Raw genomic sequence first — 23,842 nt, 5'->3', positions numbered from 1 at the left:
TAAAGGGCTGCTATGCGCATCCTGATGGTCACTGACGCCTGGCGCCCGCAAGTCAACGGCGTCGTCCACACGCTGGAACGGCTTTCGGAAACCCTGAAATCCTTCGACGTCGAGACGGACTTCCTGACCCCGAACATATTTCGCACCTTGCCCCTGCCGACCTACCCGGACATCCGGCTGGCGCTGACGAGGCCAGGCAACGTCGCGCGCCTGATCGAAGTGCGCAATGCCGATCATATCCATATTGTCACCGAAGGTCCGCTCGGCATCATGGCGCGGCGCTATTGCCGCAAGGCCGGCCGACCGTTCACGACAAGCTATCACACGCGCTTTCCGGAATATCTGAGTGCGCGGCTGCCTATACCGGAAGCCTGGGCCTATCGCTGGCTTCGCAATTTCCACAATTCCGGACAAGGCACGCTGGTTGCCACCCAGTCGCTGGCGGACGATCTGTCGGCGCGCGGCTTCACCAAGCTCAGGCCATGGACGCGCGGCGTCGACACCGACCATTTCCGGCCGGACAAGAAGAAGGATCTGGGGCTCAAGCGACCGATCTTCCTCTGCGTCGGCCGCGTCGCGATCGAAAAGAACCTGGCCGCCTTCCTCGATCTGGATTTGCCCGGCAGCAAGGTTATCGTCGGCGAGGGACCGGAGTTGGCCAGCCTCAAGGCCAGATACCCCGATGCCCACTTCCTTGGCCATCGCCCGAACGACGAACTGGCCGAAATCTACGCCTCGGCCGATGTCTTCGTATTTCCCAGCCGCACCGACACGTTCGGCAATGTCATCATCGAGGCGCTGGCCAGCGGCACGCCGGTCGCAGCCTATCCGGTGACCGGACCGATCGACATTGTCGGCGACGGCGTTGGCGGAGCGGTGTCGAACGATTTGCGTGAAGCCGCGCTAGCCGCGCTCCACGTCGACCGCGCCGAGGCGCGCGAACGAGCAATGCGCTATAGCTGGAAGGCCTGCGCGGAGATGTTCCTGGAGACGGTCGAAGAAGCGCTGGGCACGGCGCGAAAACTAGCCGCCTGAAACGGCCTTGCTAAAATAATCGGCCCCCGTCAGGCACCCTGCGTTCGATTGCGCCGAGGACGACAGCACCCTTCTCGTCGGGAAAGCCAAGCGTCAGCACTTCCGATATGAAGGGTCCGATCTGCCGCGGCGGAAAATTGACCACCGCGAACACCTGCCGGCCGATCAGCGTCTCGGGCGCATAATATTTGGTGAGCTGCGCCGACGATTTCTTCACCCCGATGTCAGGGCCGAAATCGATCTTCAGCTTGATCGCCGGCTTTCGCGCCTCCGGAAACGGCTCGGCCTCGACGATGGTGCCGGCACGTATATCGACCCGGTCGAAATCGGCGAAGCTGATCTCGGGCTTGCGCTGGCTGCTCGAACTCATTGAGGAACCTGGCTCAGGCATTTCCGTAGGTCTCGAACAGGACGCCGGCCAGCGCATCCTTGGCCGAGGTTCCCGACCAGACGACGAACTGGAACGCCTGGAAATAGCAATCGCAGGCTTCCAGTGCCGACGACAACAGCACCTCGACCTGCTGGCTCGACGGCTCGACCCCGCCGGCGAGCAGCAGCGACTGGCGGAACATGATCGCGCCTTCCTGTTCCCAGAGGTCGAAATGGCCGAACAGCATCTGCTCATTGATCAGCGAAAGCAGCCGCATCACCTCGAGCGCGCGCGCCTCCGGCACCTTGATGTCGAAAGCGCAGGCCAGATGCAGCGCCTCGAAATCCTCCATCCAGGAGAATGAGACGTGGTAGTCGGTCCAGCTTCCGGCAACCGAAATCGAAATCTCGTCGTCGCCGGCCCGTTCGAAGGACCAGTCGTTGTTGTGCGCCACCTGCTCGATAACATCCACGGGATGGATTTCGCGCGAGAATTCGAGTTCGAGAAGTTCCATGAATGCTTCCTGTCGTTCCTTCGCATCGGCCCGAAAATCGGGTTCGATTTTCGGAAAGCACGATGCGAACGTTCAAAGTGCTAGAGCGTACTTGTGCGTCCAAGTGGACGCACGTCGCTCTAGTGAGCGCCACCACACGCTCCGCGGGAGAGGCACACACAACGAACAATCTTGTCTAGAACTCGGACGGCCAGGACTTCGTCAACGCAAAGACCCCAGACCGGACCCCACCGCCCGGCGCATGACCCTGCTCCGAATCATGCAACAAATTCAGTCTATTGATCGGGAGTCGCGTGACCAGCCCAATTTTTCGCACTGCGTCATTCGCATGTGGAAAGCCGCTGTCACAAAGATTCACGCAATGCCGGTAAGCGATTCACGACAAAGCGCTTTTTGCGATTGTGCTTTGTGGAAAAGTTTAACGATTATTTTTTTGATCTGGGCTTTGCCGCAGCCGCAGGTGCGGCCTGCCCGGTCAATTCGGCGAGCTTCGCCTCAAGCACTTCAATGCGCGCAGCGAGACGGGTGTTTTCTTCCCTGGCCTTCGCCGCCATGTCGCGGGCAGCCTCGAATTCTTCGCGCTGCACCAGGTCCATTGAGTTGAGAACGCGCTCGGCCTGCCCCTTGAAGGCGGTTTCCACTTCGCGGCGCACGCCTTGCGCGGCACCCGCAGCGTCGGTCATCAGCTTGGCGAATTCATCGAGAATGCGGTTCGGTCCGGTCGACATGGCAAATCCTCGCTTGCTCGATTTGACGTAGTGGCGCGCGACGCGGAATGCAAGAACGTTGAGGCTGCTGCATCATCAAGTCGGATGCAATTTGATCTACTTAGCAAGCCATAGCTGGTACCATCACAAGGAAGAGCATTTTGACGGGAGTCTGCAATGGCTATCAGTGCCGATTTGGACCAGCGTCTTGCCGCACTCGCCGCAGCGCTTGCCAGAGGCATCAGCGACGCCGACGCAGGGCGGGTCAAGCCGGCCGACAATGTGCTTGATCGCCTGGAGGCGAAATACAAGGGCCGAGACCAAGCTCTGAGGCGGCAGTACAGGCACGATTAGCCTGCTTCCCGAAGCCGTATTTGCCGCGCCAGCGTCGCCTTGACCCCGCCAAAACCCTGCCGCATGGTCCGCGCCCGAACGCGATCGCAACCAGGAGATCCTGTTGAGCGAATATTTTATGCTGCAGTTGGCCGCCCTGCCCTTCCCCAACATCGATCCGGTCATCGTCCAGATCGGGCCGCTGGCGGTGCATTGGTATGGCGTCGGCTACATCGTCGGCATTCTCTTTGCCTGGTGGTATGCCAAGCGGCTCGTCACCAATGCGAGGCTCTGGCCCGACGGCACCGTGCCAATGAAGCCCGAGGACCTCGACGACTTCATCGTCTGGGCGGCCATCGGCGTGGTGCTTGGCGGGCGCACCGGCTACGTGCTGTTTTACGACCTGCCGCGCTACATTGCCCACCCGCTCGATATTCTTGCCGTCTGGCAGGGCGGCATGTCGTTCCATGGCGGGATGCTCGGCGTCATTCTCGCCATGACGCTGTTTTCCTGGTCGCGCGGCATTCGCACCTGGTCGCTGTTCGACGTGGTGGCGGCCGGCGTGCCGGTCGGCCTTGGCCTTGTCCGCATGGCGAATTTCATCAACTCCGAACTCTGGGGCAGACCGACCGACGTGCCATGGGCGGTCGAATTCCCTAATGGCGGCCCATTTGCGCGCCATCCGAGCCAGATCTACGAGGCGCTGCTTGAAGGCCTGGTGCTGTTCCTGGTCCTGCGCTTCCTCACCCATTCCAGGCACAAGCTGAAGACGCCGCGCTTCGTCGGCGGCGCCTTCATCGCCGGTTACGGTCTCTCGCGCATCTTCGTCGAATTCTTCCGCGAGCCCGACCAGCAGCTCGGCTACCTCCTCGGCACCGGCTGGCTGACCATGGGCATGGTGCTGTCGCTGCCGATGCTGCTTGCCGGCATCTGGGCGATGGCGACGGCAAAGCCGGTTACACAGCCACAGCCGGTATGACCCGACTGAAAACCCGCATCGTCGAGCTGATCGGTGCGGCGGGGCCGATCCCCATCAACCAATACATGGCGCTTTGCCTGTTCGATCCGCGGGACGGCTACTATACGACGCGCGAGCCGTTCGGGGCTGCCGGCGACTTCGTCACCGCGCCGGAGATCAGCCAGATGTTCGGCGAGCTGATCGCCGTCTGGCTCTACGAAGCCTGGCTAGCGACCGGCCGGCCGATGCCGGTCACCATCGCCGAGATCGGCCCCGGCCGCGGCACGCTGATGAAGGATATGCTGCGCACGCTTTCGCGGCTCGATCCGGCGCTGACCGCCGGCGCATCGTTCGCCATGATCGAGACCAGCCCGCGGCTGGCCGATGTCCAGAAGCAAACGCTTGCCGCCACGCCTACCGCGATCGGCTGGCACGAAAGCATCGACACCTTGCCGCAGACCCCGCTTTTCATCGTCGGCAACGAATTGTTCGACGCAGTGCCCATCCGCCAGTTCGTCCGCGCCGGAACAGGCTGGCGCGAACGGATGATCGGCCTCGACGGCGCAGACGAATTGCACTTCTTCGCCGGCGCCGGCTCGGTCGATCCGACGCTGTTGCCGGACGATGCCGAAAACGCGCCACAGGGCGCGATCGTCGAGGTCGCGCCGGCCCGAGCCGCGCTGATGGCGAGCATCGCTGAGCGATTGGCCGGGTTGGGCGGTGCCGGCCTGTTCCTCGATTATGGCTATCTCCGGCCAGGGATCGGCGACACGTTACAGGCTGTGCGCAGGCACGATCACGAAGGTGTGCTGGCCAATCCGGGCGAAGCCGATCTCACCGCCCATGTCGATTTTGCCGCCCTTGCCGCGATTGTGCGGGCGCATGGCCTCGATGCCCATCTCTCCACGCAAGGCGAATTCCTGGTGGAAATGGGTCTTCTCGAACGCGCCGGCCAGCTCGGCGCCAATGCCAATGAGGCGGCTCGCGAAAAGATTGCAGGCGAGGTCGAACGCCTCGCCGGCCCGCAAGCCATGGGCGACCTGTTCAAGGTGCTTGCCGTCCTGCCTGCCGGCATCGCCGTTCCGCCCTTTGCAACGGCGGATTGACTTTTCGCCGCCGCCTCTCTCACTCTCCCAGTTTCCGACTGTTGCCCATCTTTGGACCGTCGCCGATCTTTGGACTGTCGCTTGACGAAATCGCCCACACGGACAACAACGCCGCCATGCTGAATCAGACCAAACCGGATCCCGTTCGGTCGCCCTTGCTGGAAAAGGCGCGGGCGCAAGGCATTCGCCACGGCTATTTCACTCGCGTCGGCGGCGTCTCCAGCGGCATCTATCGGGGCCTCAACATCGGCACCGGCTCAAGCGACGACCAGACGCAAGTAGCCGAGAACCGCCGCCGCGTCGCCGACTGGATAGGCGTGCCATCAAGCCATCTCTTGACCGCCCATCAAATCCATTCGCCCGACGTCGTCATCGCCAGGGAGCCTTTTCCCGGCGAGCGGCCGAAGGCCGACGCCGTCGTCACGGATCGGCCGGGCATCGCCGTCGGCGCCTCGACCGCCGATTGCGGACCGGTGCTGTTCGCCGATGCCGAGGCGCGTATCATCGGCGCAGCCCATGCCGGCTGGAAGGGCGCCTTGTCAGGCGTGCTGGAAAACACCATTGCGGCGATGGAAGGCCTCGGCGCCCGGCGCGAGCGCATCGTTGCGATTCTCGGTCCTTCCATCGGCCCAGAAAACTATGAAGTCGGCCCGGAATTCGTCGCCCGCTTCGTCGAGGCCGACGCCAACAATATCAGCTATTTCGCGCCTTCCGCGAAATCAGGGCATGCAAAGTTCGACCTCAACCTCTACACGATCGATCGGCTGACCCGGGCCGGCGTGATCGCCGGCGGGCTCGGCCGCTGCACCTACGCCGAGGAGGATCTGTTCTATTCCTACCGGCGCAGCACGCATCGCAAGGAGCCGGATTACGGGCGGCAGATTTCGGCAATCGTTTTGGAGACAGAATAATGGCGCTGCATTTCGAACGGTCGGAATTTGACGCGCGGCGCGATCGGCTGATGATCGAGATCGCCGAGAAGAAGCTCGATGCCGTCCTGCTGTTTGCGCAGGAGAGCATGTATTGGCTGACCGGCTACGATACGTTCGGCTTCTGCTTCTTCCAGTGCCTCGTGGTGAAGGCAGACGGTTCGATGATCCTGCTCACCCGCTCGGCCGATCTGCGCCAGGCGCGCCACACCTCGATCATCGACAACATCGTGCTGTGGACCGATCGCGACGGCGCCAATCCGGCGATCGACCTGCGCAATTTGCTCAACGATCTCGACCTGCTCGGCGCCCGCATCGGCGTCGAATACGACACCCACGGCCTGACCGCCTACAATGGCCGGCGCCTGGACGAGCAATTGCAGACCTTTGGCCAGATCGCCGACGCGTCCGGCATCGTCAGCCGGCTGCGCCTTTTCAAGAGCCCGGCCGAAATCGCCAAGGTGGAAAAGGCCGCAAATCTCGCCGACGACGCGCTGGACGCGGCACTGCCGCTGATCAAGCAGGGTGGCGACGAAGCCTTGGTCCTTGCCGCCATGCAGGGCGCCATCTTTGCCGGCGGCGGCGATTATCCGGCCAACGAGTTCATCATCGGCTCTGGCGTGGACGCGCTGCTTTGCCGTTACAAGGCCGGCCGTCGCAAGCTGAGCAAGAACGACCAGCTGACGCTCGAATGGGCCGGCGTCTTCCACCACTACCATGCGGCGATGATGCGCACGGTGCTCACCGGCAAAGTATCGAAACGTCACCAGGAACTGTTCGATGCCGCGCGCGCCGCACTTCTGGCGGTCGAAAAGGCGATGACGCCCGGAAATACCTTCGGTGATGTGTTCGACGCGCATGCCCGCACGCTCGAAGCACACAACTTGACCAAGCACCGGCTCAACGCCTGCGGCTATTCGCTCGGCGCCCGCTTCACCCCATCATGGATGGACATGCCGATGTTCTATCAGGGCAATCCCGAACCCATCGCGCCAAACATGACGCTGTTCGCCCACATGATCATCATGGACTCCGAAACCGAGACGGCAATGACGCTCGGCCGCACCTATCTGACGACTGAATCGCAGCCGAAACCGCTGTCCCGCCATGATCTCGACTTGATTGTGCAATGAATCCATAATGGTACGGATGCAAAGGGCGTTCATCGCCAGGGAGTTTTGAGGGAATGAGGCGATCGCACGTGACGACCGTGTCATTGCTCGCGGCGCTGACGCTAGCCGCCTGCACCAACGCGAAGGACGTTCTCGAACCCTCGGCCATCGCCCCGCAGTCGACACAGGCCGTGCCAACGGCCGGAACCGGCACGGCTGCAACGCCCACCACACCTGCAACGCCCACCACACCGGCAACGACCGCGCAGTCTTCCGCAGCAACAGAGCCTTCCGCCCCTGCGCAGCCTGCAACCACGACCGCGCCGCCCGCAAAGAGCGCCGCCGTCATCGCACGAACCCGCCTGCAGGTAGCGCCGATCGTCGGCGCCTCGGTGGAAGCCGCGACACCGCTGACCGCGGCGCTTCAAACGCGAGCCAAGCAGCGCGGCATCACCTTGGCAGGCAGCGCCGGCCAGACCCCCACGCACGTGCTGAAAGGCTATTTCTCAACGATGTCGGAAGGCAAGGATACCACCGTCATCTATGTCTGGGACGTCTATGACCCGGCAGGCAACCGGCTGCATCGCATCAACGGTCAGCAGAAGGCGCCCTCGGTCAATGATGGCGAAGGCTGGGCTGCTGTCGCGCCGGAGACCATGCAGGCGATCGCCGACCAGACGATCGACCAGTTCGCCACATGGCTTGGCGGCCAAGCGGGCTGACCGGCGGGCTGACATGTTGCCGGCTTCCCTCGTCGTCGACGTTTATTGAGATTAGCCGGCGGATTCCCGATCACGACGCTTGCAATACCGGCACGGGCCGCTAAAAGCCCCGACTAAGGGGCTCAAGAGAGTCTGCCAGAGTCTCCATCCTTCACCAGGAACGGTGCATGAAGCTTTTCGCGGGCAATTCCAACAGGGTGCTGGCCGAAGCGGTCGCCCGCTATCTCAACATCCCGCTGGGCAAAGCCAGCGTCAGGCGCTTCGCCGATCAGGAAATCTTCGTCGAGATCCAGGAGAATGTGCGCGGCGAGGATGTCTTCGTCCTGCAGTCCACCTCGTTCCCGACCAACGATCACCTGATGGAGCTGCTCATCATGATCGATGCCTTCATGCGCTCGTCGGCCAAGCGCATCACCGCGGTCATTCCCTATTTCGGCTATGCCAGGCAGGACCGCCGCGCCTCGGGCCGCACGCCGATCTCGGCCAAGCTGGTCGCCAACATGATCACGCGCGCGGGCGTCGATCGTGTCTTGACGCTGGATCTCCATGCCGGCCAGATCCAGGGCTTTTTCGACATCCCGACCGACAATCTGTTCTCGGTGCCGGTCATGGCCCGCGACGTGAAGGCGAAATACAAGAAGCTTGCCAATGTCATGGTCGTGTCGCCGGATGTCGGGGGCGTGGTCCGCGCCCGCGCGCTCGCCAAGCGCATCGATGCCCAGCTTGCCATCGTCGACAAGCGTCGCGAGCGCCCCGGTGAATCGGAAGTCATGAACGTCATCGGCGACGTGCGCGGCAAGGATTGCCTGCTGATCGACGACATCATCGATTCGGGCGGTACCTTGTGCAATGCGGCCGATGCGCTGCTTGCCGCCGGCGCCACCAGCGTCACCGCCTACACCACCCATGGCGTTTTGTCGGGCGGCGCCATCGCCCGCATCGGCGCCTCGAAACTGCAGGAACTGGTCATCACTGATTCCATCCAGCCGACCCAGGCGGTGCTCGACGCCAGCAACATCCGCGTCATCTCCATCGCCGACCTCATGGGCGAGGCGATCTCGCGCACGGCGACCGAAGAATCGGTATCGAGCCTGTTCGACTGAAATCTGCCCGCGCTACACTTTGATTTTGCGCATGATCCTTTCCGAACCGGAGGTTCGGGGTCATGCGCTACCCGTTCGACACCCTGATGTTGTCCCTTGACCCGCGCATATAGCCGCGCGGCGATGCCCCCAGCATGCGCTTGAACATGGTGATGAAGGCCGGCACGCTGTCATAGCCGAGATCGAGCGCCACCCTTGTGATCGGCTCGCCATCGGCCAGCCTCGGCAAGGCCGCGAACAGACAGGCCTGCTGGCGCCATGTCGACAACGACAATCCGGTCTGGCGATGAAAGGCGCGGGTGAAGGAACGGCGGCTCATGCCGACGATATCGGCCCATTCGTCGATCGTCGCATGCGGCGAGGGTGCTGCGACGAAGCGCCGGCAGAGTGCCGCAAACCTTGGATCCGAAGGAAAAGGCAAGCCGAGCGGCCGTTCCGGCAGGTTCGGGATTTCATGCAGCAGGAGGCTCATGATTAGCCCGCCGCGCCCCTCCAGCTCGGCGCCCTGCGGCAGCTTTTCCGATTCCACGATCAGGCTGTGCATCAGATCGGTGATGCCGACGACGCGCAGCCCATGCGGCAACCCCGCGATGGCGTCCGGCATTACATAGACCGAGCGCATGCTGACGTCGCCAAGCATCTCGACGGAATGCTCGGTGCCGGCGGGAATCCACATCGCATGATCGGGAGGCACCATCCAGCGCCCATGCCGCGTCGTCACCAGCACGACGCCGACAAGCGCATGCAGCAACTGACTGCGACTGTGACGGTGCTGCGGCACATGGTAGCCGTCGGAATATTCGGTCGGCAGCGCCACCGCCGGCCCGACGGCCTGCTCCAGCCATTGCCAGCGGCGCAACAGCCCGAGATCGGTGAACTGGCCGAGATCGGTGTCGCCCGGTTTGAAGATTTCGGTGCCATGCGGCATTGGCTAATGGCCCACTCGCGAAACTATTGGACCAAACCACGAAAGAAGTCGCCAGACAAGTGACTTATATAAAGCAATCGGGCCATGAGGCCGCCTGCTGCAGCGGCCGCCAAAAAGACCACGGAGCATGCCTTGACCGACACGACAGCCACCACCGTCGCCACGCCTGCGGCGGCCAGCCACACTTCGGCGCAAGCGACGGCCTTCACCGTCATTCTTGCGGTGAGCTTCTGCCATTGTGTCAACGACATCATGCAGTCGCTGCTGTCGGCCATCTATCCGCTGCTGAAGGACAATTACGGTCTCGATTTCTGGCAGATCGGCCTTTTGACCTTCACCTTCCAGGTGACGGCCTCATTGCTGCAGCCGCTGATCGGCATGGTCACCGACAAGCGGCCGATGCCCTATTCGCTGCCCTACGGCATGGCGTCCTCGCTGATCGGCCTGATCGTGCTGGCCTATGCCGGACACTATTGGCTGCTGCTGATCGGCGCGTCGCTGATCGGCATCGGCTCGGCGATCTTCCACCCGGAATCCTCGCGCATCGCCCGCTTCGCCTCGGGCGGCAGGTTCGGCCTGGCGCAATCGTTGTTCCAGGTCGGCGGCAATTTCGGCCAGGCCATCGGGCCGCTGCTGGCTGCCTTCATCGTCGTGCCCTTCGGCCAGACCAGCATAGCGTGGTTTGCCGCCGGCTCGCTGATCGGCATCATCGTGCTGTGGCGGGTTGGCGGCTGGTACAGCCGCCTGCGCGCCTCGCTCGCCAACCGCAAGGCCGCCGGCTTCGTCTCGCCCTTCCCGCGCCGCAAGGTGATGGCCGCGCTGGCGGTGCTGACCTTGCTGGTGCTGACCAAGAACGCCTACATGGCCAGCCTCGCCAGCTACTACACCTTCTACGCCATCGATAAATTCGGCGTTTCGGTGCAGGTGTCGCAGGTCATGCTGTTCCTGTTCCTCGGCGCCTCGGCGCTGGGCATCCTGCTCGGCGGCCCGTTCGGCGACCGCTACGGACAGAAGGCGATGATCTGGTTCTCGATCGTCGGCGTGCTGCCCTTTACGCTGGCCCTGCCCTACGCCAATTTCGAATGGACGATGGTCCTGACGGTGCTGATCGGCCTGATCCTGTCCTCGGCCTTCTCGAACATCGTCGTCTTCGCCCAGGAGCTGGTGCCGGGCCGCGTCGGCATGATCGCCGGCATCTTCTTCGGCTTCGCCTTCGGCATGGGCGGCATCGCCGCCGCCGTGCTCGGCGTCGTCGCCGACATGAAAGGCATCGACTTCGTCTTTCAGGTCTGCTCCTACCTGCCGCTGCTCGGGCTGCTGACGGTTTTTTTGCCGAACATGAAGGAAGCTAGGAAGCTCGACAAAGACGCCACGATCGGGTGAAGCTTGAGTTCGATTTCGGCTTTTTGATACCAAGCTTCGTCCCGGTTGGATTAAATGGCAGAAGCATTGGCTTCCCTTCCATGCTTCCGGTGCGCACCGTCCAGCCTGCCGCGGGCATTGCCCCGTAGCGGCTCCAGTTTCCATTCATATTCGGGCTTGGGCCAGCGACGCCGACTTTGGCTTCTGTCAGCCGCTCTCGTAGTTCATGTCGTCGACATCAGGGTCTGAGGTCAGCCACTCGGGAAAACCGCCTTCGAACCGGCGTGAGGCCCGGCCTCGCGTCCTCAGGATTGCCAGCGCGTCGGCAGAAAGAACGCACTGGACACCACGGCAATAGGCGACGATGATCTTCTCTCGTGGAAGCTCCGCAAGTCGATCCTCCAACTCACCCACGGGAATGTTGATCGCACCCGGCAAATGCCCGGCTGCGTATTCCTCCTGCGGCCGAACGTCGAGCAGCACGACTTCGTTGTCCCGCATGCGGCGCACGAGTTCCTCGCGCGAGATGTTCTCCAGTCTGTCCGGCCGGCTCATAGTGTCGTTGATGAGCTCACGGATTTGCTCGCGCCTATGGTTCGCGAGGCTTCGCAAGGCCGCCAGCACGTCTTCGATCGGCCCATCTGCCAAACGATAGAGCACGCGTTTCCCGTCTCGCCGGGTCTGCACCAAGCCGGCCCGTTTCAGGTGTTGAAGATGCTGCGAGGTGTTGGCCAATGCGATCCCGGAAAGCTGCGTCAGCTGCTCTACCGCGACTTCGCCGTCGGCAATATGGCGGAGGAGAACCAGCCGGTGTGCATGTCCCAGCGTTCGGGCGAGATCCGCTATTTCGTCAAAGATCGGATGATGAACGTCTGCGTTTTTCATCTCGCATGGCTACCATCAATCAAACAATCAATCAATACATTGAATGAATGGTTTAAATCGGCTAGTGTCTGACGCCCAAGACAGGAGCATGGACAAGACGGGAGCATAGAAATGAACGAGCAGTTGGAGTTCGTTGTCCGCGCAACCGCGATCGGAACGGGGGCGACGGCGGTGATGGATCTTTGGGGATTGTTTTTGAAACGAACGTTCGCGTTTCCATCGATTGATTATGCCTGGGTCGGCCGCTGGATCGGGCACTTTCCGCGAGGACGTTTCGCAAATGCGAATATCGCGCAGGCTCCCCGAATTCGGGGCGAAGCTGCCATTGGATGGGGCGCGCATTACGCGATCGGCATCGTCTTTGCTGCATTGCTGATGGGAGTATGGGGTCTCGACTGGGCACGACACCCGACATTGCTTCCTGCCCTTCTTGTCGGCATGTCCACTATTGTCGCCCCGTTCTTCCTAATGCAGCCAGCTTTTGGAGCGGGAATTGCAGCCTCGAAAACTCCCAATCCGCGCACCGCGCGTCTGCGCGGCCTCATGACTCATTTGTCGTTCGGGGTCGGGCTGTATGTCGCTGCGTTGCTTTCGGCACTCCTGTTTCCGGTCTGACACTGATCGATTGCGGTCGGCTTTCGACCTGGTCGACTGCCTGGCCATACTTCCTGTCACTGGCTGATCGCCACCAGCACGGAGCCCGCTTCCACCTTGGCCGGATAGGTCCTGAGATTGACGCAGGGCGGCAGCCGCTTCGCCGCGCCGGTGCGATAGTCGAAGGCGCCGGCGTGCTTGGGGCATTCGACCTCGTAGTCCATGACAAGCCCATCGGCGAGATGGACGGCCTCATGCGTGCACAGGCCATCGGTGCAGAAGACCTCGTCATCCGGCGAGCGGAAGACGGCGTAGGTCTTGCCGCCATGGTCGAAGCGGCGGGCGCCTTCCTGTTCGATGTCGTCGAGGCTGCAAGCCCTGATCCAGCTGGACATTTGTTTTCCTTCGATAATGAACTGCGCAGGGCACCGTCCAGGACGGCCCGTGCAGCCGTCCTGGAGGGCTCGCTTCGGCCTAATTCTTGTTGAGGTAGTCGTTCATATTCGCGGGCGTGACCAGTTCGAACGGGACGTAGACGACGCGATCGACCTTCTCGCCCTTGGCAAGGGCAATTGCGGCGTCGACGCCGCCGCCGCCTTGTGCCTTGGCGTTCTGGAATACCGTCACAGAGAGGTCGCCCGCCTTCATCGACTGCAGGCCATCCTGGGTGGCATCGATGCCGCCGACGACGACGTTCTTCATGTCCACCCCGTTTGCCTTGAGGGCCAGGATCACGCCGATGGCGGATTCGTCGTTGTTGGCGATGACCGCGTCCGGCACCGGTCCGGCCGTCAGCCAGTTGGTCATCAGGTTCTGCGCATTGTCGCGCGACCACTCGGACGATTGCTTGTCGATGATCTTGATGAAATTGCACATATCGGTGCCGAAGATCTGCTCGACATCCTTCGTCCGCTGCAACGCTGCCTGGTGAACCAGGCTGCCCATGACGATGTAGGCTCTGGCGCCGGCCGACTTGCCGTTCGCACGCAAGAGCTTGCACACTTCAAAGGCCTCGAGGGTGCCGGACTCGGCCTCGTTCGAGCCGACATAGACCTGCTTGTCCGGCAGGTTTGCCATATCGTTGGGCTCAAGGTTGACGAAGACGAGTGGAATACCAGCGCTCGCGGCCTCGTCGCTGAGGGTCTTGGATGCATTGGTGTCGACCAGCGTGACGACGATGGCGTCGACGCCGTTGGCGATGAAATTCTTCACCTGGTCGAGCTGCTTGGCGACGTCGTTTTGTGCGTCTTCAACCTGGATGCCGACGCCCTTTTCCTTGGCGCGGTCCTGCATTCCGTGCATCAGCAGTGTCTGGAAATTGTTGTCAAAATTGACGATGCTGACGCCGATCTTTTCTGCCATCGCAGCGGTCGACATCATTGTCGCCAACGCTGCCGAACACAGAAGTTTCTTCATGGATTTCCTCCCTCTGGACGTGGAGTGCCGGCTCACTCCTTTTTGGAATACCGGCCCTTTCGGGATCTTGAATGGAGCAACCGATGAGGCGCGCCGCCGGCTTCGGCTTCTGGATTGCTGAAGCAGGCCCCATTCACGTGGCAGCGGCCGCGTTGGCGCGCGCTTTCTTCTTCTCGTAGCGGGCCTGCATGCGGGCCTCGCCCTCCTTGCTGCCGTCGTGGAAAGTGCCGAACCACCTGTCGAACGGAATGAGGCCGTCGCCGTAGTTCACCTCGAAATATTTGTGGTGGAGGTAGTGGATGTAGGCGTGGCTATCGACGGCCTTGTCCTCGCCGAGTTCGACTTTGTCGAAGCCGACATGGCCAGGGATGGCGCCAAAGCCGGCGAAATGCAGTTGGTAGAGCGCCAGGATCGGATTGGACGGGATGACCAGATGCCACAGCGCGACCCCGAGATAGCCGAACTGCTCGACCGGATGCATCGACAGCGACGACCATGGCGAGGGGTTCACCGAATTGTGGTGGACCGAGTGCACCCATCTGTAGAGCGGCCCCCAATGGATGGCCCTGTGCAGCAGGAAGAAGTGGGTCTCGTGGATGATCGGCGCCGCCAGCGCCAGGCAGAACAGGTAGACGGGGTGCTCGGCAAAGGTGAGCCACGGCACGTAGCCGTTGGCGTAAGCATAGAGAATGGCGACCTCGACCGCCGTCCAGATCGGCAGCCCGGTGCCGAAGGTACGCAGCATGTTGTCGATGTTCTGGCTTCCGAAGAAAAAGGCCTTGCTCTTCTGCTCGGACGGCCATTTGCCGTTGTATTTGAACCTGTTGCCCTGGGCCCGCAGGATGTAGAGCCTGAGCTCGAAGGCGCCGAAGAACAACAGAAGGGCTGCGCAGTTGACGAGGAACAGCCTGACGATCCAGCCCCAGGACAGCGTCTTCATCACCTCGACATCGGGCAGCACGAAGTGCCACCAGGCCACCGCCGAAACGGCGAACAGCAGATTGTAGGGCACGAAGTAGTGCGGCAGCCACTTCAGCAGCGCGAGCGGCCGCGGCGGGAGGACGAAAAGCGGCGCGGTGCCGGCCGGTTCGTCGGGGACCCAGTCGCCGCGCTTGTTGCGCTTGCCGTATTTCAGGTCGTCCATGTCGATCTCACAAGGATTGGGAGAGGGTCAGGAAGCGGTCGAAGACGGCATCGTCCATGTCGACCTGGTGCCTGGGTTCGGGATAGCGGCCCTCGGCCACCTCGCGGCCGAAAGTGCGGAAGGCGGCGATGCGCTTTTCCTGCAGCTCGGCCTCCAGCGTGACGAAGTCGGCGTAGCGCTTGGAATGGCGGGGGTAGTGGCCGGTGTGGGTGCCCAGCACGTCGCTGGAAAACAGGTATTGCGTGTCGCAGGCCGAGCCACAGCCCATGCCCATTGTGATCATCGGCGTCGACCGGCTTATGTGCTCGGCCAACCGCACCGGCACAACCTCGACCTCGACACAGGCAGCGCCCGCATTCTCCAAATCCTTGGTGGCGCGCAAGACCTTGAGGGCCTCCTCGGCTGTCCTGCCCACAGCGCGAAAGTTCGTCCAGGTGGCGCGGTTCGGCACCAGGCCGACATGGCCGGTGACGGGAATGCCCTCCGCCGCCATCGCCTCGATGAAGCTCGGCGAATGCGAGCAGTAGATCGCGTCGGCACCGCGTCGTATCATCGCAAAGCCGAGACGTACCGCTTCGTCGGGCGAGGCAACCGCGCCATGCGGCATGCCGACCGACAGGAACGCGTGAGGTGCGGCGGCGCGGATGGCTTCGAGATTGTGGTCGGGCTCGCAGGACAGGATGGAGATGTCGCAGGCAACCGCCGCGGCCGCTTCGGCCGGCGTATCGACATGGAGTTGCAGCCATTTGCGAGTGCCCTTGGCGCTCTGCAGATCGTAGGCCGTCAGCCGTCTGGTCACCTGTCATCCTCCCGTTTGCTGAGGGGATAACACCGCAGCCGGCGGAAGGCCGCTTGTTCCTTGATCAAATCAGATCAAACGTTCTCGGCGGTGAAAGTGACGAAGCGGATCGGCGGATTGTCGACCGGCAGATCGTGCAGGTTCAATTTCGCCAGCACGAGGTCCATGGCGCGTCTTGCCTGCGCCTCCGGCGCCTGGTCGAGCACGACATCCATGGTGCCCTGGCGAAGGGCAGCGGCGCTGCGCTCGGTGAGTTCGTGGCCGACGAAGAACACTTCGCGGCCACGCGGGCGTCTTAGTACGTCGTTCAGCGCGGCGTTGGCGCCGCCGGCATTGTAGAGGCCGGCAAGGTCCGGCCACCGCGTTAGCGCCTCGACCAGTTGCCCGGCGTTTCGGTCGCCCTCGTCATGGCCGAACAGGGCAGCGACCGGTTCGAAATCGCCGCCGGCTTCCATCAGATAGTCGAAGAAGCCGCGCACGCGGTCACGGTGCACGCGGTAGATCTGGCTATGGCAGATCGCCACCACCTTGCCCGGCCGCCTTTGCATGCGCGACATCAGCAGCCCGGCCATACGCCCAGCCGCGTAATTGTCGATGCCGACATAGGCGCCGCTGGTGCCCGAAATCTGCGTGACGATCTGCACCGTCGGGATCTTCTCCGCCTCCAGCCGCCTCAGCGCCGCGCCGACCAGCGGATGGTCGGGAACCGCCAGGATCAGGGCGGCGCGGCGCATGTCGGGATCGAGGATCCGCTGCGCGATGGCCGCGGGATTTGCCTCATCGAGAAATGTCCGGTGGACGGCGATCGTCCGATCCAACGTGGCGGCGATGCGCTCGAAGGCACGGGACAGGCGGGCAAAGAAGGTGGCGTCCGGACGGACCAGAATGACCTCGATCCTGATCACCCCCCGATGGGCTTCCGGCAGGCGGCGCGGATAGTCGAGCGAGCGCGCGGCGGCGACGACCTTCTCGACGGTGGCGGGCCGGACCCCACCCCTGCCGTTCAGCACGCGCTCGACCGTCGCCGTGCCGACCCCGGCGCGAAGGGCTATCTCAAGGAAAGTGGGCTTCGGAATCTTGGTTCTCCGCCGTCACGATGCCGAAGCCTGGCCAGCCGCATCCGCCTCCAGGATAGATCATCTTCTGGCTCTCCCAAAAGGTCCCATCCCGGCGATGTTCGCCAATCGAATGCACCGGCTGTCCGCCAGTCGGTTGCTTCAGGGCTTTCGGAGTGACAATGTCGGCTCCTGGGCTCAAGCCAGACATTCATTGCAATGCCCGCCTTTGGCTTGCACCCCGTCCCACCTTCCGCTATAGAGCCGCCACCCGCGTAGACACCCTTGGAGGCAACGCGGCGGAAGGCTGTCCGGCCTGCGTGATCCCAAAAAAGATTTTGGACCAGATCATGTAAGGCCATGACGGCTTTCGACGTTTACGGCCCAGGCACCTCGCCGGCCGCGAACGCTCCAGAACAACGCGAAAGGAAATGCCATGAGCGATACTTACGAGCTCAAGGCCGAAGCGCGCGAACAGGTCGGTAAGGGGTCCGCCCGTGCAGTTCGCCGCAACGGTAAAGTGCCTGCAGTAATCTACGGTGACAAGCAGCCTCCCCTGGCGATTGCGCTGACCTACAAGGACATCTACTACAAGATCCATGGCGGCGGGTTCCTGACCACGATCGCCACGATCGATGTCGACGGCAAGAAGATCCAGGTCCTGCCCAAGGACTACCAGCTCGACCCGGTCAAGGATTTTCCGGTCCATGTCGATTTCCTGCGCATCGGCAAGGACACAGAAGTCAATGTCGACGTGCCGGTCCACTTCATCAACGAGGACAAGTCGCCCGGCATCAAGCGCGGCGGCGTGCTCAACATCGTGCGTCACGAAGTCGAGTTCCACTGCCCGGCCAATGCGATCCCGGAATTCATCACCGTCGATCTCACCGGGACCGATATCGGCGATTCGATCCACATCTCGGCGGTCAAACTGCCGGCCGGCGTCAAGCCGGTGATCTCCGACCGCGACTTCACCGTCGCAACCATCGCCGGCTCCGCGGCGATGAAGCCGGAGGCGGAGGAAGAGGCGGTCGAAACGGCTGAGCCCGAAGCGGCTCCTGCCGCCGAAGAGAAGTAATCCCTTTCCGCCCGGAGGTGACGATGCTGCTGTTTGCAGGCCTCGGCAATCCGGGCGCGAAATACGCCAACAACCGGCACAATGTCGGCTTCATGGCGGCGGACGCAATCGCCCGCCGCCATTCCTTTTCGCCCTGGTCGAAGAAATTCCAGGGCCTGATCGCCGAAGGCACGCTTGGCGGCGAAAAGGTCGTCCTGATCAAGCCGCAGACCTTCATGAACAATTCCGGCCAGTCGGTCGGCGAAGCGCTGCGCTTCTATAAGCTCACCCCCTCGGCGCTCACCGTCTTCTATGACGAGATCGACCTCGCCGACGGTAAGGTCCGCGTCAAGACCGGCGGCGGCGCCGGCGGTCACAACGGCATCCGCTCGATCGACGGCCATATCGGCAACGCTTACCGCCGCGTGCGCATCGGCGTCGGCCACCCCGGCGTCAAGGAATTCGTCCAGCATCATGTGCTTGGCGATTTCGCCAAGGCCGATCGCGAATGGCTGGAGCCGCTGCTCGAAGCCATCGGTGATCATGCCGACTTGATCCTGAGGGGTGATGAGCCCGGCTTCATGAACAAGGTCAGTGTTGCCGTCCAGCGAAGGACCGGTGCTGCGCCCGAGCCGGAAAAGCCCGGGCAAAAACAACAGGGCGCAAAACAGCAGAGCCATGTCCGTCAGGCGCGACCGCAGCAGCCGGCGGTCAAGCTGCCTCAAACCGGCCCGATGGCCGCCATGCTGAAGAAGCTCTTCGGCGGCAAGGATTAGGCCATGGACATGGACGACGTTCAGGAATTGGTCCGCCGCGTCAGGCAGAAATATGTCGATCAGTTCGTCTCAGCTGTCGGCGAACTTGCTGCCAACAGCCAAGGATCGCATACGACCGAGGTCAAGTTCTCGAACGTCGATTCCTTCTATCGAAATTTCATCGCAGTCGACTTCGTTGCTAACGACGGACAGCCCAATCCGCAATTCATCAATAGCGATACCTATCTGAAATTCTCTCCGGATATTCGCGCCGAGATCGGCGGAATGGACGCCTTAATATCGCCGTTCAAGTGGGACGAGGTCCATTTCAAGTTCGACACAAAGGACCTTGACGACGATCTCTTCGACGAATGGTTTCGCACCTGGTTCGATATCGATGGCGAGCGCGAGACGATGGAGATCGTCGGAAACATCATTCACAGCACGCAATTGCTCGATGGGCAGTTGACGGTTGATTTCGGAACCGCCGACGTCGACGCGTTCTGGCATCTCCTACAGATATTGAGCAGGTCCGGCGTTCGCTCGCTGGCCATAGGCACCGACGACATTGCGCAACCCCTGAACTGAATTGCGCCTTGACGATCGTCGGCGCTTTCGCCCATAGCCCTCATCAAATTTCGATTTCCCGATAGGACCGGATAAAAATGGGTTTCAAATGCGGCATCGTTGGCTTGCCCAACGTCGGCAAGTCGACGCTTTTCAACGCGCTGACCAGGACGGCGGCGGCGCAGGCCGCCAACTATCCGTTCTGCACCATCGAACCGAACACCGGCGAGGTGGCGGTGCCGGACCCGCGCCTGCAAAAGATCGCGGCGATCGGCAAATCGAAGGAGATCATCCCGACCCGCATCTCCTTCGTCGACATCGCCGGCCTGGTGCGCGGCGCCTCGAAAGGCGAAGGTCTGGGCAACCAGTTCCTGGCCAACATCCGCGAGGTCGACGCCATCGTCCATGTGCTGCGCTGCTTCGAGGATGACGACATCACCCATGTCGAGGGCCGCATCGATCCTGTCGCCGACGCCGAGACCGTCGAAACCGAGCTGATGCTCGCCGACCTCGACAGCCTCGAGCGCCGCATCGTGCAGTTCCGCAAGCGCGCTTCCGGCAAGGACAAGGAGGCGCTGACCGTGCTTCCGATGATGGAAGCAGCTCTTGAACTCCTGCAGGCCGGCAAGCCCGCTCGCATCCTGCTCAAAGGTATCTCCGCGGAGGATCTGCGCATCCTGCAGGGGTTGAACCTGCTGACGTCGCACCCCGTGCTCTATGTCTGCAATGTCGCCGAGGCCGACGCCGCTACCGGCAACGCGCACACCAAAGCGGTCGAACAGATGGCTGCCGCACAAGGCGCCCGCACCGTGGTGATTTCCGCGGCGATCGAAGCAGAGGTGGCACAGCTCAGCGACGACGAGGAAATGGAATTCCTGGCGACGCTTGGCCTCGAGGAACCCGGCCTGAACAAGGTGATCCGCGCCGGTTACGAGCTGCTGCAGCTCATCACCTATTTCACCGTCGGGCCGAAGGAGACGCGCGCCTGGACCGTGCACAAGGGCGCCAAGGCGCCGCAGGCTGCAGGCGTCATCCACACCGATTTCGAGCGCGGCTTCATCCGCGCCCAGACCATCGCCTACAACGACTTCGTCACGCTGGGCGGCGAAGTGGCGGCCAAGGAGGCCGGCAAGGCGCGCGACGAAGGCAAGGAGTATGTCGTCCAGGACGGCGACATCATGCTGTTCAAGTTCAACACCTGAGCTGACCGACGGCGCGCCGGAAGCCATCATGGCCGCCGGCGCGATCACAGCCTCGTGCACGCCGCACGGGCCCTTTCCGCGCGGCTTGACTGCCTGCAATGCCCGGTCTAAGGGGCGTCTGCACCGGCCCGCGCTTTCGTCGAAAGCGCCTGTCCCGTGCAATCCGAAACGACGCGCCCGCTCGAACCCATCCTTTTGGCCTCAGCAAGGGAGACCCGGCGATGATCAAGGCATTCGTCGTGGACAATGATCGCCTGCGCCTTGCCGACGATCTCTTGGCAAACAGCGACCAGGTCGTCTGGGCCGATCTTGTGAGCCCGACAAAGGAAGAGGAAGCGGCCATCGAGGCCTGGCTTGGTGTTGCCATTCCGACGCGCGAGGAGATGGAGGAGATCGAGATTTCGAGCCGCCTCTATGTCGAGGACGGCGCCTATTTCATGACCGCCATTCTGCCCGCCCAGACCGAGGCCGACGATCCCTTGATGTCGCCGGTCACCTTCGTGCTGGCCGGCAACAGGCTGATCACCGTGCGCTACCACGAACCGAAGGCCTTCAAGACCTTTCCGCTACGCGCCGAGAAGGTGGCGACCGGCTGCACCAGCGGCGACACCATCCTGATCGGCCTGCTGGAGGCGATCGTCGACCGCCTCGCCGACATTCTGGAGCGCGCCGGCCGCGACATCGAGACGATCTCGCGCGACATCTTCCAGCCAAGCTCGACCAAGGCGTCCAAACGCAACCGCGATTTTCAGGAATTGCTGAAGGCCATCGGCCGCAAGGAGGACATCGCCTCGTCGATCCGCGACAGCCTGATCTCGCTGCAGCGGCTCGCCGGCTTCCTCACCCACGCCTCGACCCAGACCAAGATGAGCAAGGACATCCGCGCCCGCATCAAGACCTTGTCGCGCGATGTGCTGTCGCTCGCCGACCACGCCACCTTCCTGTCGCAGAAGATCAACTTCCTGCTCGACGCGACGCTTGGCATGATCTCGATCGAGCAGAACGCCATCATCAAGATCTTCTCCGTCGCTGCCGTCATCTTCCTGCCGCCGACGCTGGTCGCCTCGATCTACGGCATGAATTTCAATGTCATGCCCGAACTGACCTGGAACTTCGGCTATCCTTTCGCCATCGGCTTGATGATCCTCTCGGCGATCCTGCCCTTCTGGTATTTCCGCCGCCGCGGCTGGTTGTAGAGGCTTCGGAGCTTTTTTCGCGTTGGCTGTTGCGTTGGGCGCGATGGCCTGGCGCACCAGAAATGACTTGACCAAATCACGCCCCGCCTGCATCCGGGAACCCGATCCGTGGCGATCGTACAATCTTGAACCGGATTCCAGACCATGACCGGAAAGAATTCCAGACCATGAGCGGAAAGACTTGGGCCTATGAGGATTTCGTCGAGGGCGCCTCGCTCGACCTCGGCACGAAGCTGGTGAGTGCGGCCGAGATCATCGAATTCGCGCAAGAGTTCGATGCGCAGCCGATGCATCTCGACGAGGCGGCGGGCAAGGCCAGCATCCTTGGCGGGCTGGCGGCCTCCGGCTGGCACACCTGCGCGATGTTCATGCGCATGCTGTGCGATGCCTTCCTGCTGGACTCGACCTCGCAAGGCGCCCCCGGCGTTGACCAGGTCCGGTGGAAGAAGCCGGTGCTGGCCGGCGACATCTTGAGCGGCAACACCACCGTCCTTGCCAAGCGCCTGTCCAGGTCCAAGCCCCAGCTCGGCCTCGTCACCATGCGCAGCGAGCTTTTCAACCAGCGTGGCGAAGGCGTCTTCGAACTCGAGAACACCGTCATGTTCCTCGCCCGTGATGCCGCACAAGGCCCCTCATGACATTGGACGAGTTCTTCTGCATCGGCGTCACCGTCACGCTCGGTTCGCATACATTCGAACCCGAGGCGATCAAGGCGTTCGCCAGGAAATACGATCCGCAGATATTCCATCTCGACGAAGAGGCGGCGAAGAAGAGCGTGTTCGGCGGCCTGTGCGCGTCGGGCTGGCACACAGCTGCAACCTGGATGAAATTGAACCTCGAGACCGGCGTGGAGGCCGGGGGCACCCGCTGGGCCGGCGCTGGACCGGCGCCCGAATTCGGCCCCTCGCCCGGCTTCAAGAACCTCAAATGGCTGAAGCCCGTCTATGCCGGAGAAACGGTGACCTTCACCCGCACCGCGCTTGCCCACCGCCCCATCATGTCACGGCCTGGCTGGCGGCTGCTGACGCTGCGCTCGGAGGCTTTCGATTCGACCGGCGACAAGGTCATCGAGTTCGAAAGTGCCGTGCTGGTGAAGATGGGGTAGTTTCTTCCTTCTCCCCCTGTGGGAGAAGGTGGCCGAGCGAAGCTCGGTCGGATGAGGGGTGTTCCAGCTTGGCACTGCGGCACTCCGTGCAACACCCCTCATCCGTCTCGGCGCTGCGCGCCGATCCACCTTCTCCCACAAGGGGAGAAGGCAGTGCGCGCCTCAATGCCCTTCAAATCCGATCAGCGTCCTGACCGGCACGCCGAGTGCTTCGAGCTTGTCGCGGCCGCCGAGGTCCGGCAGGTCGATGACGAAGCAGGCGGCGAGGATGTCGGCGCCGATCTGCCGCAACAGCTCGACCGCCGCCGCGGCGGTGCCGCCGGTGGCGATCAGGTCGTCGACCAGGATCACCTTTTCGCCCGGAGACACGCCATCCCTGTGCATCTCCATCTCGTCCAGCCCGTATTCGAGGCTGTAGGCGACGCGCACCGTTTCGTAAGGCAGCTTGCCCTTCTTGCGGATCGGCACGAAGCCGGCCGAGAGCTGGTGGGCGACGGCGCCGCCAAGAATGAAGCCGCGCGCCTCGATGCCGGCGATCTTGTCGATCTTCTGGCCGGCATAGGGATGCACCAGCTCGTCGATGGCGCGGCGGAAGGCGCGCGCGTTGCCGAGCAGCGTGGTGATGTCGCGAAACAGGATGCCCGGCTTGGGATAGTCCGGAATGGTGCGGATCGCGGCAAGCAGCGTGTCTTCGAGCGAAGGTTTCATGGGGCTGCTCTCCGGGCGTTCGTTCGACTTGAAGACGCGAAATGGAATTTTGGCCGATCGTAACCCGGCGCGACCGATGACGGCTACCGCGATGTGGCGCCTGGAAGAAAATTGTCCGGCAAAGGACTGGAGCCGGCGTCTTTGGAGGCGGTGTTCAGAAGTGCAAAAGGGCGCCTTTCG

The 23,842-nt window shown here is 62.5% G+C and carries 28 protein-coding genes; 17 read left to right on the top strand and 11 right to left on the bottom strand.

Annotation, left to right across the window (positions count from 1 at the left end; translation table 11 throughout):
* Nucleotides 1-12: 12 nt before the first annotated feature.
* The gene (locus tag IHQ72_RS12030; protein WP_258122626.1) at nt 13-1,035 is read left to right on the top strand and encodes a glycosyltransferase family 4 protein; all 1,023 of its coding nucleotides are present in this window, start codon (nt 13-15) and stop codon (nt 1,033-1,035) included.
* 10 nt (nt 1,036-1,045) lie between these two features.
* On the opposite strand, the gene IHQ72_RS12025 is transcribed toward IHQ72_RS12030, so the two are convergent.
* The 3 genes from IHQ72_RS12025 to IHQ72_RS12015 all read right to left on the bottom strand — a co-directional run bounded on the left by IHQ72_RS12025 (nt 1,046) and on the right by IHQ72_RS12015 (nt 2,647).
* The gene (locus IHQ72_RS12025; RefSeq protein ID WP_258122625.1) at nt 1,046-1,405 is read right to left on the bottom strand and encodes a tRNA-binding protein; all 360 of its coding nucleotides are present in this window, start codon (nt 1,403-1,405) and stop codon (nt 1,046-1,048) included.
* A gap of 13 nt (nt 1,406-1,418) precedes the next feature.
* Nucleotides 1,419-1,919, bottom strand: a complete 501-nt coding sequence (locus IHQ72_RS12020) for a type III secretion system chaperone family protein (RefSeq protein ID WP_258122624.1) — start codon at nt 1,917-1,919, stop codon at nt 1,419-1,421.
* A gap of 425 nt (nt 1,920-2,344) precedes the next feature.
* Nucleotides 2,345-2,647, bottom strand: coding sequence for an accessory factor UbiK family protein (locus tag IHQ72_RS12015; RefSeq protein ID WP_095491667.1), 303 nt, complete (start codon nt 2,645-2,647; stop codon nt 2,345-2,347).
* Nucleotides 2,648-2,803: 156 nt separating this feature from the next.
* On the opposite strand from IHQ72_RS12015, the gene IHQ72_RS12010 reads away from it, so the two are divergent.
* The 7 genes from IHQ72_RS12010 to IHQ72_RS11980 all read left to right on the top strand — a co-directional run bounded on the left by IHQ72_RS12010 (nt 2,804) and on the right by IHQ72_RS11980 (nt 8,889).
* Entirely contained in the window at nt 2,804-2,980 is a 177-nt protein-coding gene (locus IHQ72_RS12010) for a hypothetical protein (RefSeq protein ID WP_258124096.1), read from the top strand.
* A 103-nt stretch (nt 2,981-3,083) separates the two neighbouring features.
* A complete protein-coding gene (lgt, locus tag IHQ72_RS12005) occupies nt 3,084-3,938 on the top strand; it encodes a prolipoprotein diacylglyceryl transferase (protein ID WP_258122623.1) in 855 nt (284 codons plus the stop codon).
* A complete protein-coding gene (locus tag IHQ72_RS12000) occupies nt 3,935-5,023 on the top strand; it encodes a class I SAM-dependent methyltransferase (protein ID WP_258122622.1) in 1,089 nt (362 codons plus the stop codon). The genes lgt and IHQ72_RS12000 overlap by 4 nt, the downstream gene beginning before the upstream one ends.
* A gap of 116 nt (nt 5,024-5,139) precedes the next feature.
* The gene (pgeF, locus tag IHQ72_RS11995) at nt 5,140-5,934 is read left to right on the top strand and encodes a peptidoglycan editing factor PgeF (protein WP_258122621.1); all 795 of its coding nucleotides are present in this window, start codon (nt 5,140-5,142) and stop codon (nt 5,932-5,934) included.
* Nucleotides 5,934-7,085, top strand: coding sequence for a M24 family metallopeptidase (locus IHQ72_RS11990; protein ID WP_258122620.1), 1,152 nt, complete (start codon nt 5,934-5,936; stop codon nt 7,083-7,085). Before pgeF ends, IHQ72_RS11990 begins: the two co-directional genes overlap by 1 nt.
* A 53-nt stretch (nt 7,086-7,138) precedes the next feature.
* Nucleotides 7,139-7,786, top strand: a complete 648-nt coding sequence (locus IHQ72_RS11985) for a hypothetical protein (RefSeq protein WP_258122618.1) — start codon at nt 7,139-7,141, stop codon at nt 7,784-7,786.
* A 167-nt stretch (nt 7,787-7,953) separates the two neighbouring features.
* Nucleotides 7,954-8,889 (top strand): ribose-phosphate pyrophosphokinase, encoded by a 936-nt coding sequence (locus IHQ72_RS11980; RefSeq protein WP_123148470.1) that lies wholly within the window; start codon nt 7,954-7,956, stop codon nt 8,887-8,889.
* Nucleotides 8,890-8,956: 67 nt separating this feature from the next.
* Here the strand turns inward: IHQ72_RS11980 and IHQ72_RS11975 are convergent, their stop codons facing one another.
* Nucleotides 8,957-9,817: an AraC family transcriptional regulator gene (locus IHQ72_RS11975; protein ID WP_258122616.1), complete on the bottom strand. Its 861-nt coding sequence runs from the start codon at nt 9,815-9,817 to the stop codon at nt 8,957-8,959.
* A 132-nt stretch (nt 9,818-9,949) separates the two neighbouring features.
* On the opposite strand from IHQ72_RS11975, the gene IHQ72_RS11970 reads away from it, so the two are divergent.
* The gene (locus IHQ72_RS11970) at nt 9,950-11,200 is read left to right on the top strand and encodes an MFS transporter (RefSeq protein WP_258122615.1); all 1,251 of its coding nucleotides are present in this window, start codon (nt 9,950-9,952) and stop codon (nt 11,198-11,200) included.
* Nucleotides 11,201-11,386: 186 nt separating this feature from the next.
* Here the strand turns inward: IHQ72_RS11970 and IHQ72_RS37500 are convergent, their stop codons facing one another.
* Nucleotides 11,387-12,064 carry an ArsR/SmtB family transcription factor gene (locus IHQ72_RS37500; RefSeq protein WP_258122614.1) on the bottom strand — a complete coding sequence of 226 codons (678 nt, stop codon included), beginning with the start codon at nt 12,062-12,064 and terminating at the stop codon, nt 11,387-11,389.
* Nucleotides 12,065-12,175: 111 nt separating this feature from the next.
* On the opposite strand from IHQ72_RS37500, the gene IHQ72_RS11960 reads away from it, so the two are divergent.
* Nucleotides 12,176-12,679: a DUF2938 domain-containing protein gene (locus IHQ72_RS11960; RefSeq protein WP_258122613.1), complete on the top strand. Its 504-nt coding sequence runs from the start codon at nt 12,176-12,178 to the stop codon at nt 12,677-12,679.
* Nucleotides 12,680-12,735: 56 nt separating this feature from the next.
* Here IHQ72_RS11960 and IHQ72_RS11955 read toward each other — a convergent pair whose 3' ends face one another.
* The 5 genes from IHQ72_RS11955 to IHQ72_RS11935 form a co-directional block, all read right to left on the bottom strand.
* A complete protein-coding gene (locus tag IHQ72_RS11955) occupies nt 12,736-13,053 on the bottom strand; it encodes a MocE family 2Fe-2S type ferredoxin (protein WP_258122611.1) in 318 nt (105 codons plus the stop codon).
* Between the two features lie 79 nt (nt 13,054-13,132).
* Nucleotides 13,133-14,074 (bottom strand): substrate-binding domain-containing protein, encoded by a 942-nt coding sequence (locus tag IHQ72_RS11950; RefSeq protein ID WP_258122610.1) that lies wholly within the window; start codon nt 14,072-14,074, stop codon nt 13,133-13,135.
* A gap of 133 nt (nt 14,075-14,207) precedes the next feature.
* Nucleotides 14,208-15,218: a sterol desaturase family protein gene (locus IHQ72_RS11945; protein ID WP_258122609.1), complete on the bottom strand. Its 1,011-nt coding sequence runs from the start codon at nt 15,216-15,218 to the stop codon at nt 14,208-14,210.
* Between the two features lie 7 nt (nt 15,219-15,225).
* A complete protein-coding gene (locus tag IHQ72_RS11940; protein WP_258122608.1) occupies nt 15,226-16,017 on the bottom strand; it encodes a 3-methyl-2-oxobutanoate hydroxymethyltransferase in 792 nt (263 codons plus the stop codon).
* A gap of 74 nt (nt 16,018-16,091) precedes the next feature.
* Nucleotides 16,092-17,093, bottom strand: a complete 1,002-nt coding sequence (locus IHQ72_RS11935; RefSeq protein WP_258123812.1) for a LacI family DNA-binding transcriptional regulator — start codon at nt 17,091-17,093, stop codon at nt 16,092-16,094.
* Nucleotides 17,094-17,508: 415 nt separating this feature from the next.
* On the opposite strand from IHQ72_RS11935, the gene IHQ72_RS11930 reads away from it, so the two are divergent.
* The 7 genes from IHQ72_RS11930 to IHQ72_RS11900 all read left to right on the top strand — a co-directional run bounded on the left by IHQ72_RS11930 (nt 17,509) and on the right by IHQ72_RS11900 (nt 22,954).
* Nucleotides 17,509-18,150, top strand: a complete 642-nt coding sequence (locus IHQ72_RS11930) for a 50S ribosomal protein L25/general stress protein Ctc (protein ID WP_123148481.1) — start codon at nt 17,509-17,511, stop codon at nt 18,148-18,150.
* Nucleotides 18,151-18,173: 23 nt separating this feature from the next.
* Nucleotides 18,174-18,905, top strand: coding sequence for an aminoacyl-tRNA hydrolase (gene pth, locus IHQ72_RS11925; RefSeq protein ID WP_258122606.1), 732 nt, complete (start codon nt 18,174-18,176; stop codon nt 18,903-18,905).
* Nucleotides 18,906-18,908: 3 nt separating this feature from the next.
* Nucleotides 18,909-19,472: a hypothetical protein gene (locus IHQ72_RS11920; RefSeq protein ID WP_258122605.1), complete on the top strand. Its 564-nt coding sequence runs from the start codon at nt 18,909-18,911 to the stop codon at nt 19,470-19,472.
* A 77-nt stretch (nt 19,473-19,549) separates the two neighbouring features.
* Nucleotides 19,550-20,653, top strand: coding sequence for a redox-regulated ATPase YchF (gene ychF, locus IHQ72_RS11915; protein WP_258122604.1), 1,104 nt, complete (start codon nt 19,550-19,552; stop codon nt 20,651-20,653).
* A 221-nt stretch (nt 20,654-20,874) separates the two neighbouring features.
* Complete coding sequence (corA, locus tag IHQ72_RS11910) at nt 20,875-21,849, top strand: magnesium/cobalt transporter CorA (RefSeq protein WP_258122602.1); 975 nt, start codon at nt 20,875-20,877, stop codon at nt 21,847-21,849.
* A gap of 167 nt (nt 21,850-22,016) precedes the next feature.
* The gene (locus IHQ72_RS11905) at nt 22,017-22,487 is read left to right on the top strand and encodes a MaoC family dehydratase (RefSeq protein WP_258122601.1); all 471 of its coding nucleotides are present in this window, start codon (nt 22,017-22,019) and stop codon (nt 22,485-22,487) included.
* Nucleotides 22,484-22,954 (top strand): MaoC family dehydratase, encoded by a 471-nt coding sequence (locus IHQ72_RS11900; protein ID WP_258122600.1) that lies wholly within the window; start codon nt 22,484-22,486, stop codon nt 22,952-22,954. Before IHQ72_RS11905 ends, IHQ72_RS11900 begins: the two co-directional genes overlap by 4 nt.
* A gap of 162 nt (nt 22,955-23,116) precedes the next feature.
* Here the strand turns inward: IHQ72_RS11900 and IHQ72_RS11895 are convergent, their stop codons facing one another.
* A complete protein-coding gene (locus IHQ72_RS11895; protein ID WP_258122599.1) occupies nt 23,117-23,662 on the bottom strand; it encodes an adenine phosphoribosyltransferase in 546 nt (181 codons plus the stop codon).
* Nucleotides 23,663-23,842 lie beyond the last annotated feature (180 nt).

The organism is Mesorhizobium onobrychidis, from assembly GCF_024707545.1.
In the GTDB taxonomy this organism is placed as follows: domain Bacteria; phylum Pseudomonadota; class Alphaproteobacteria; order Rhizobiales; family Rhizobiaceae; genus Mesorhizobium; species Mesorhizobium onobrychidis.
The sequence above is the reverse complement of the archived record's forward strand: the minus strand, read 5'-3'. Positions and strand labels throughout refer to the sequence as shown.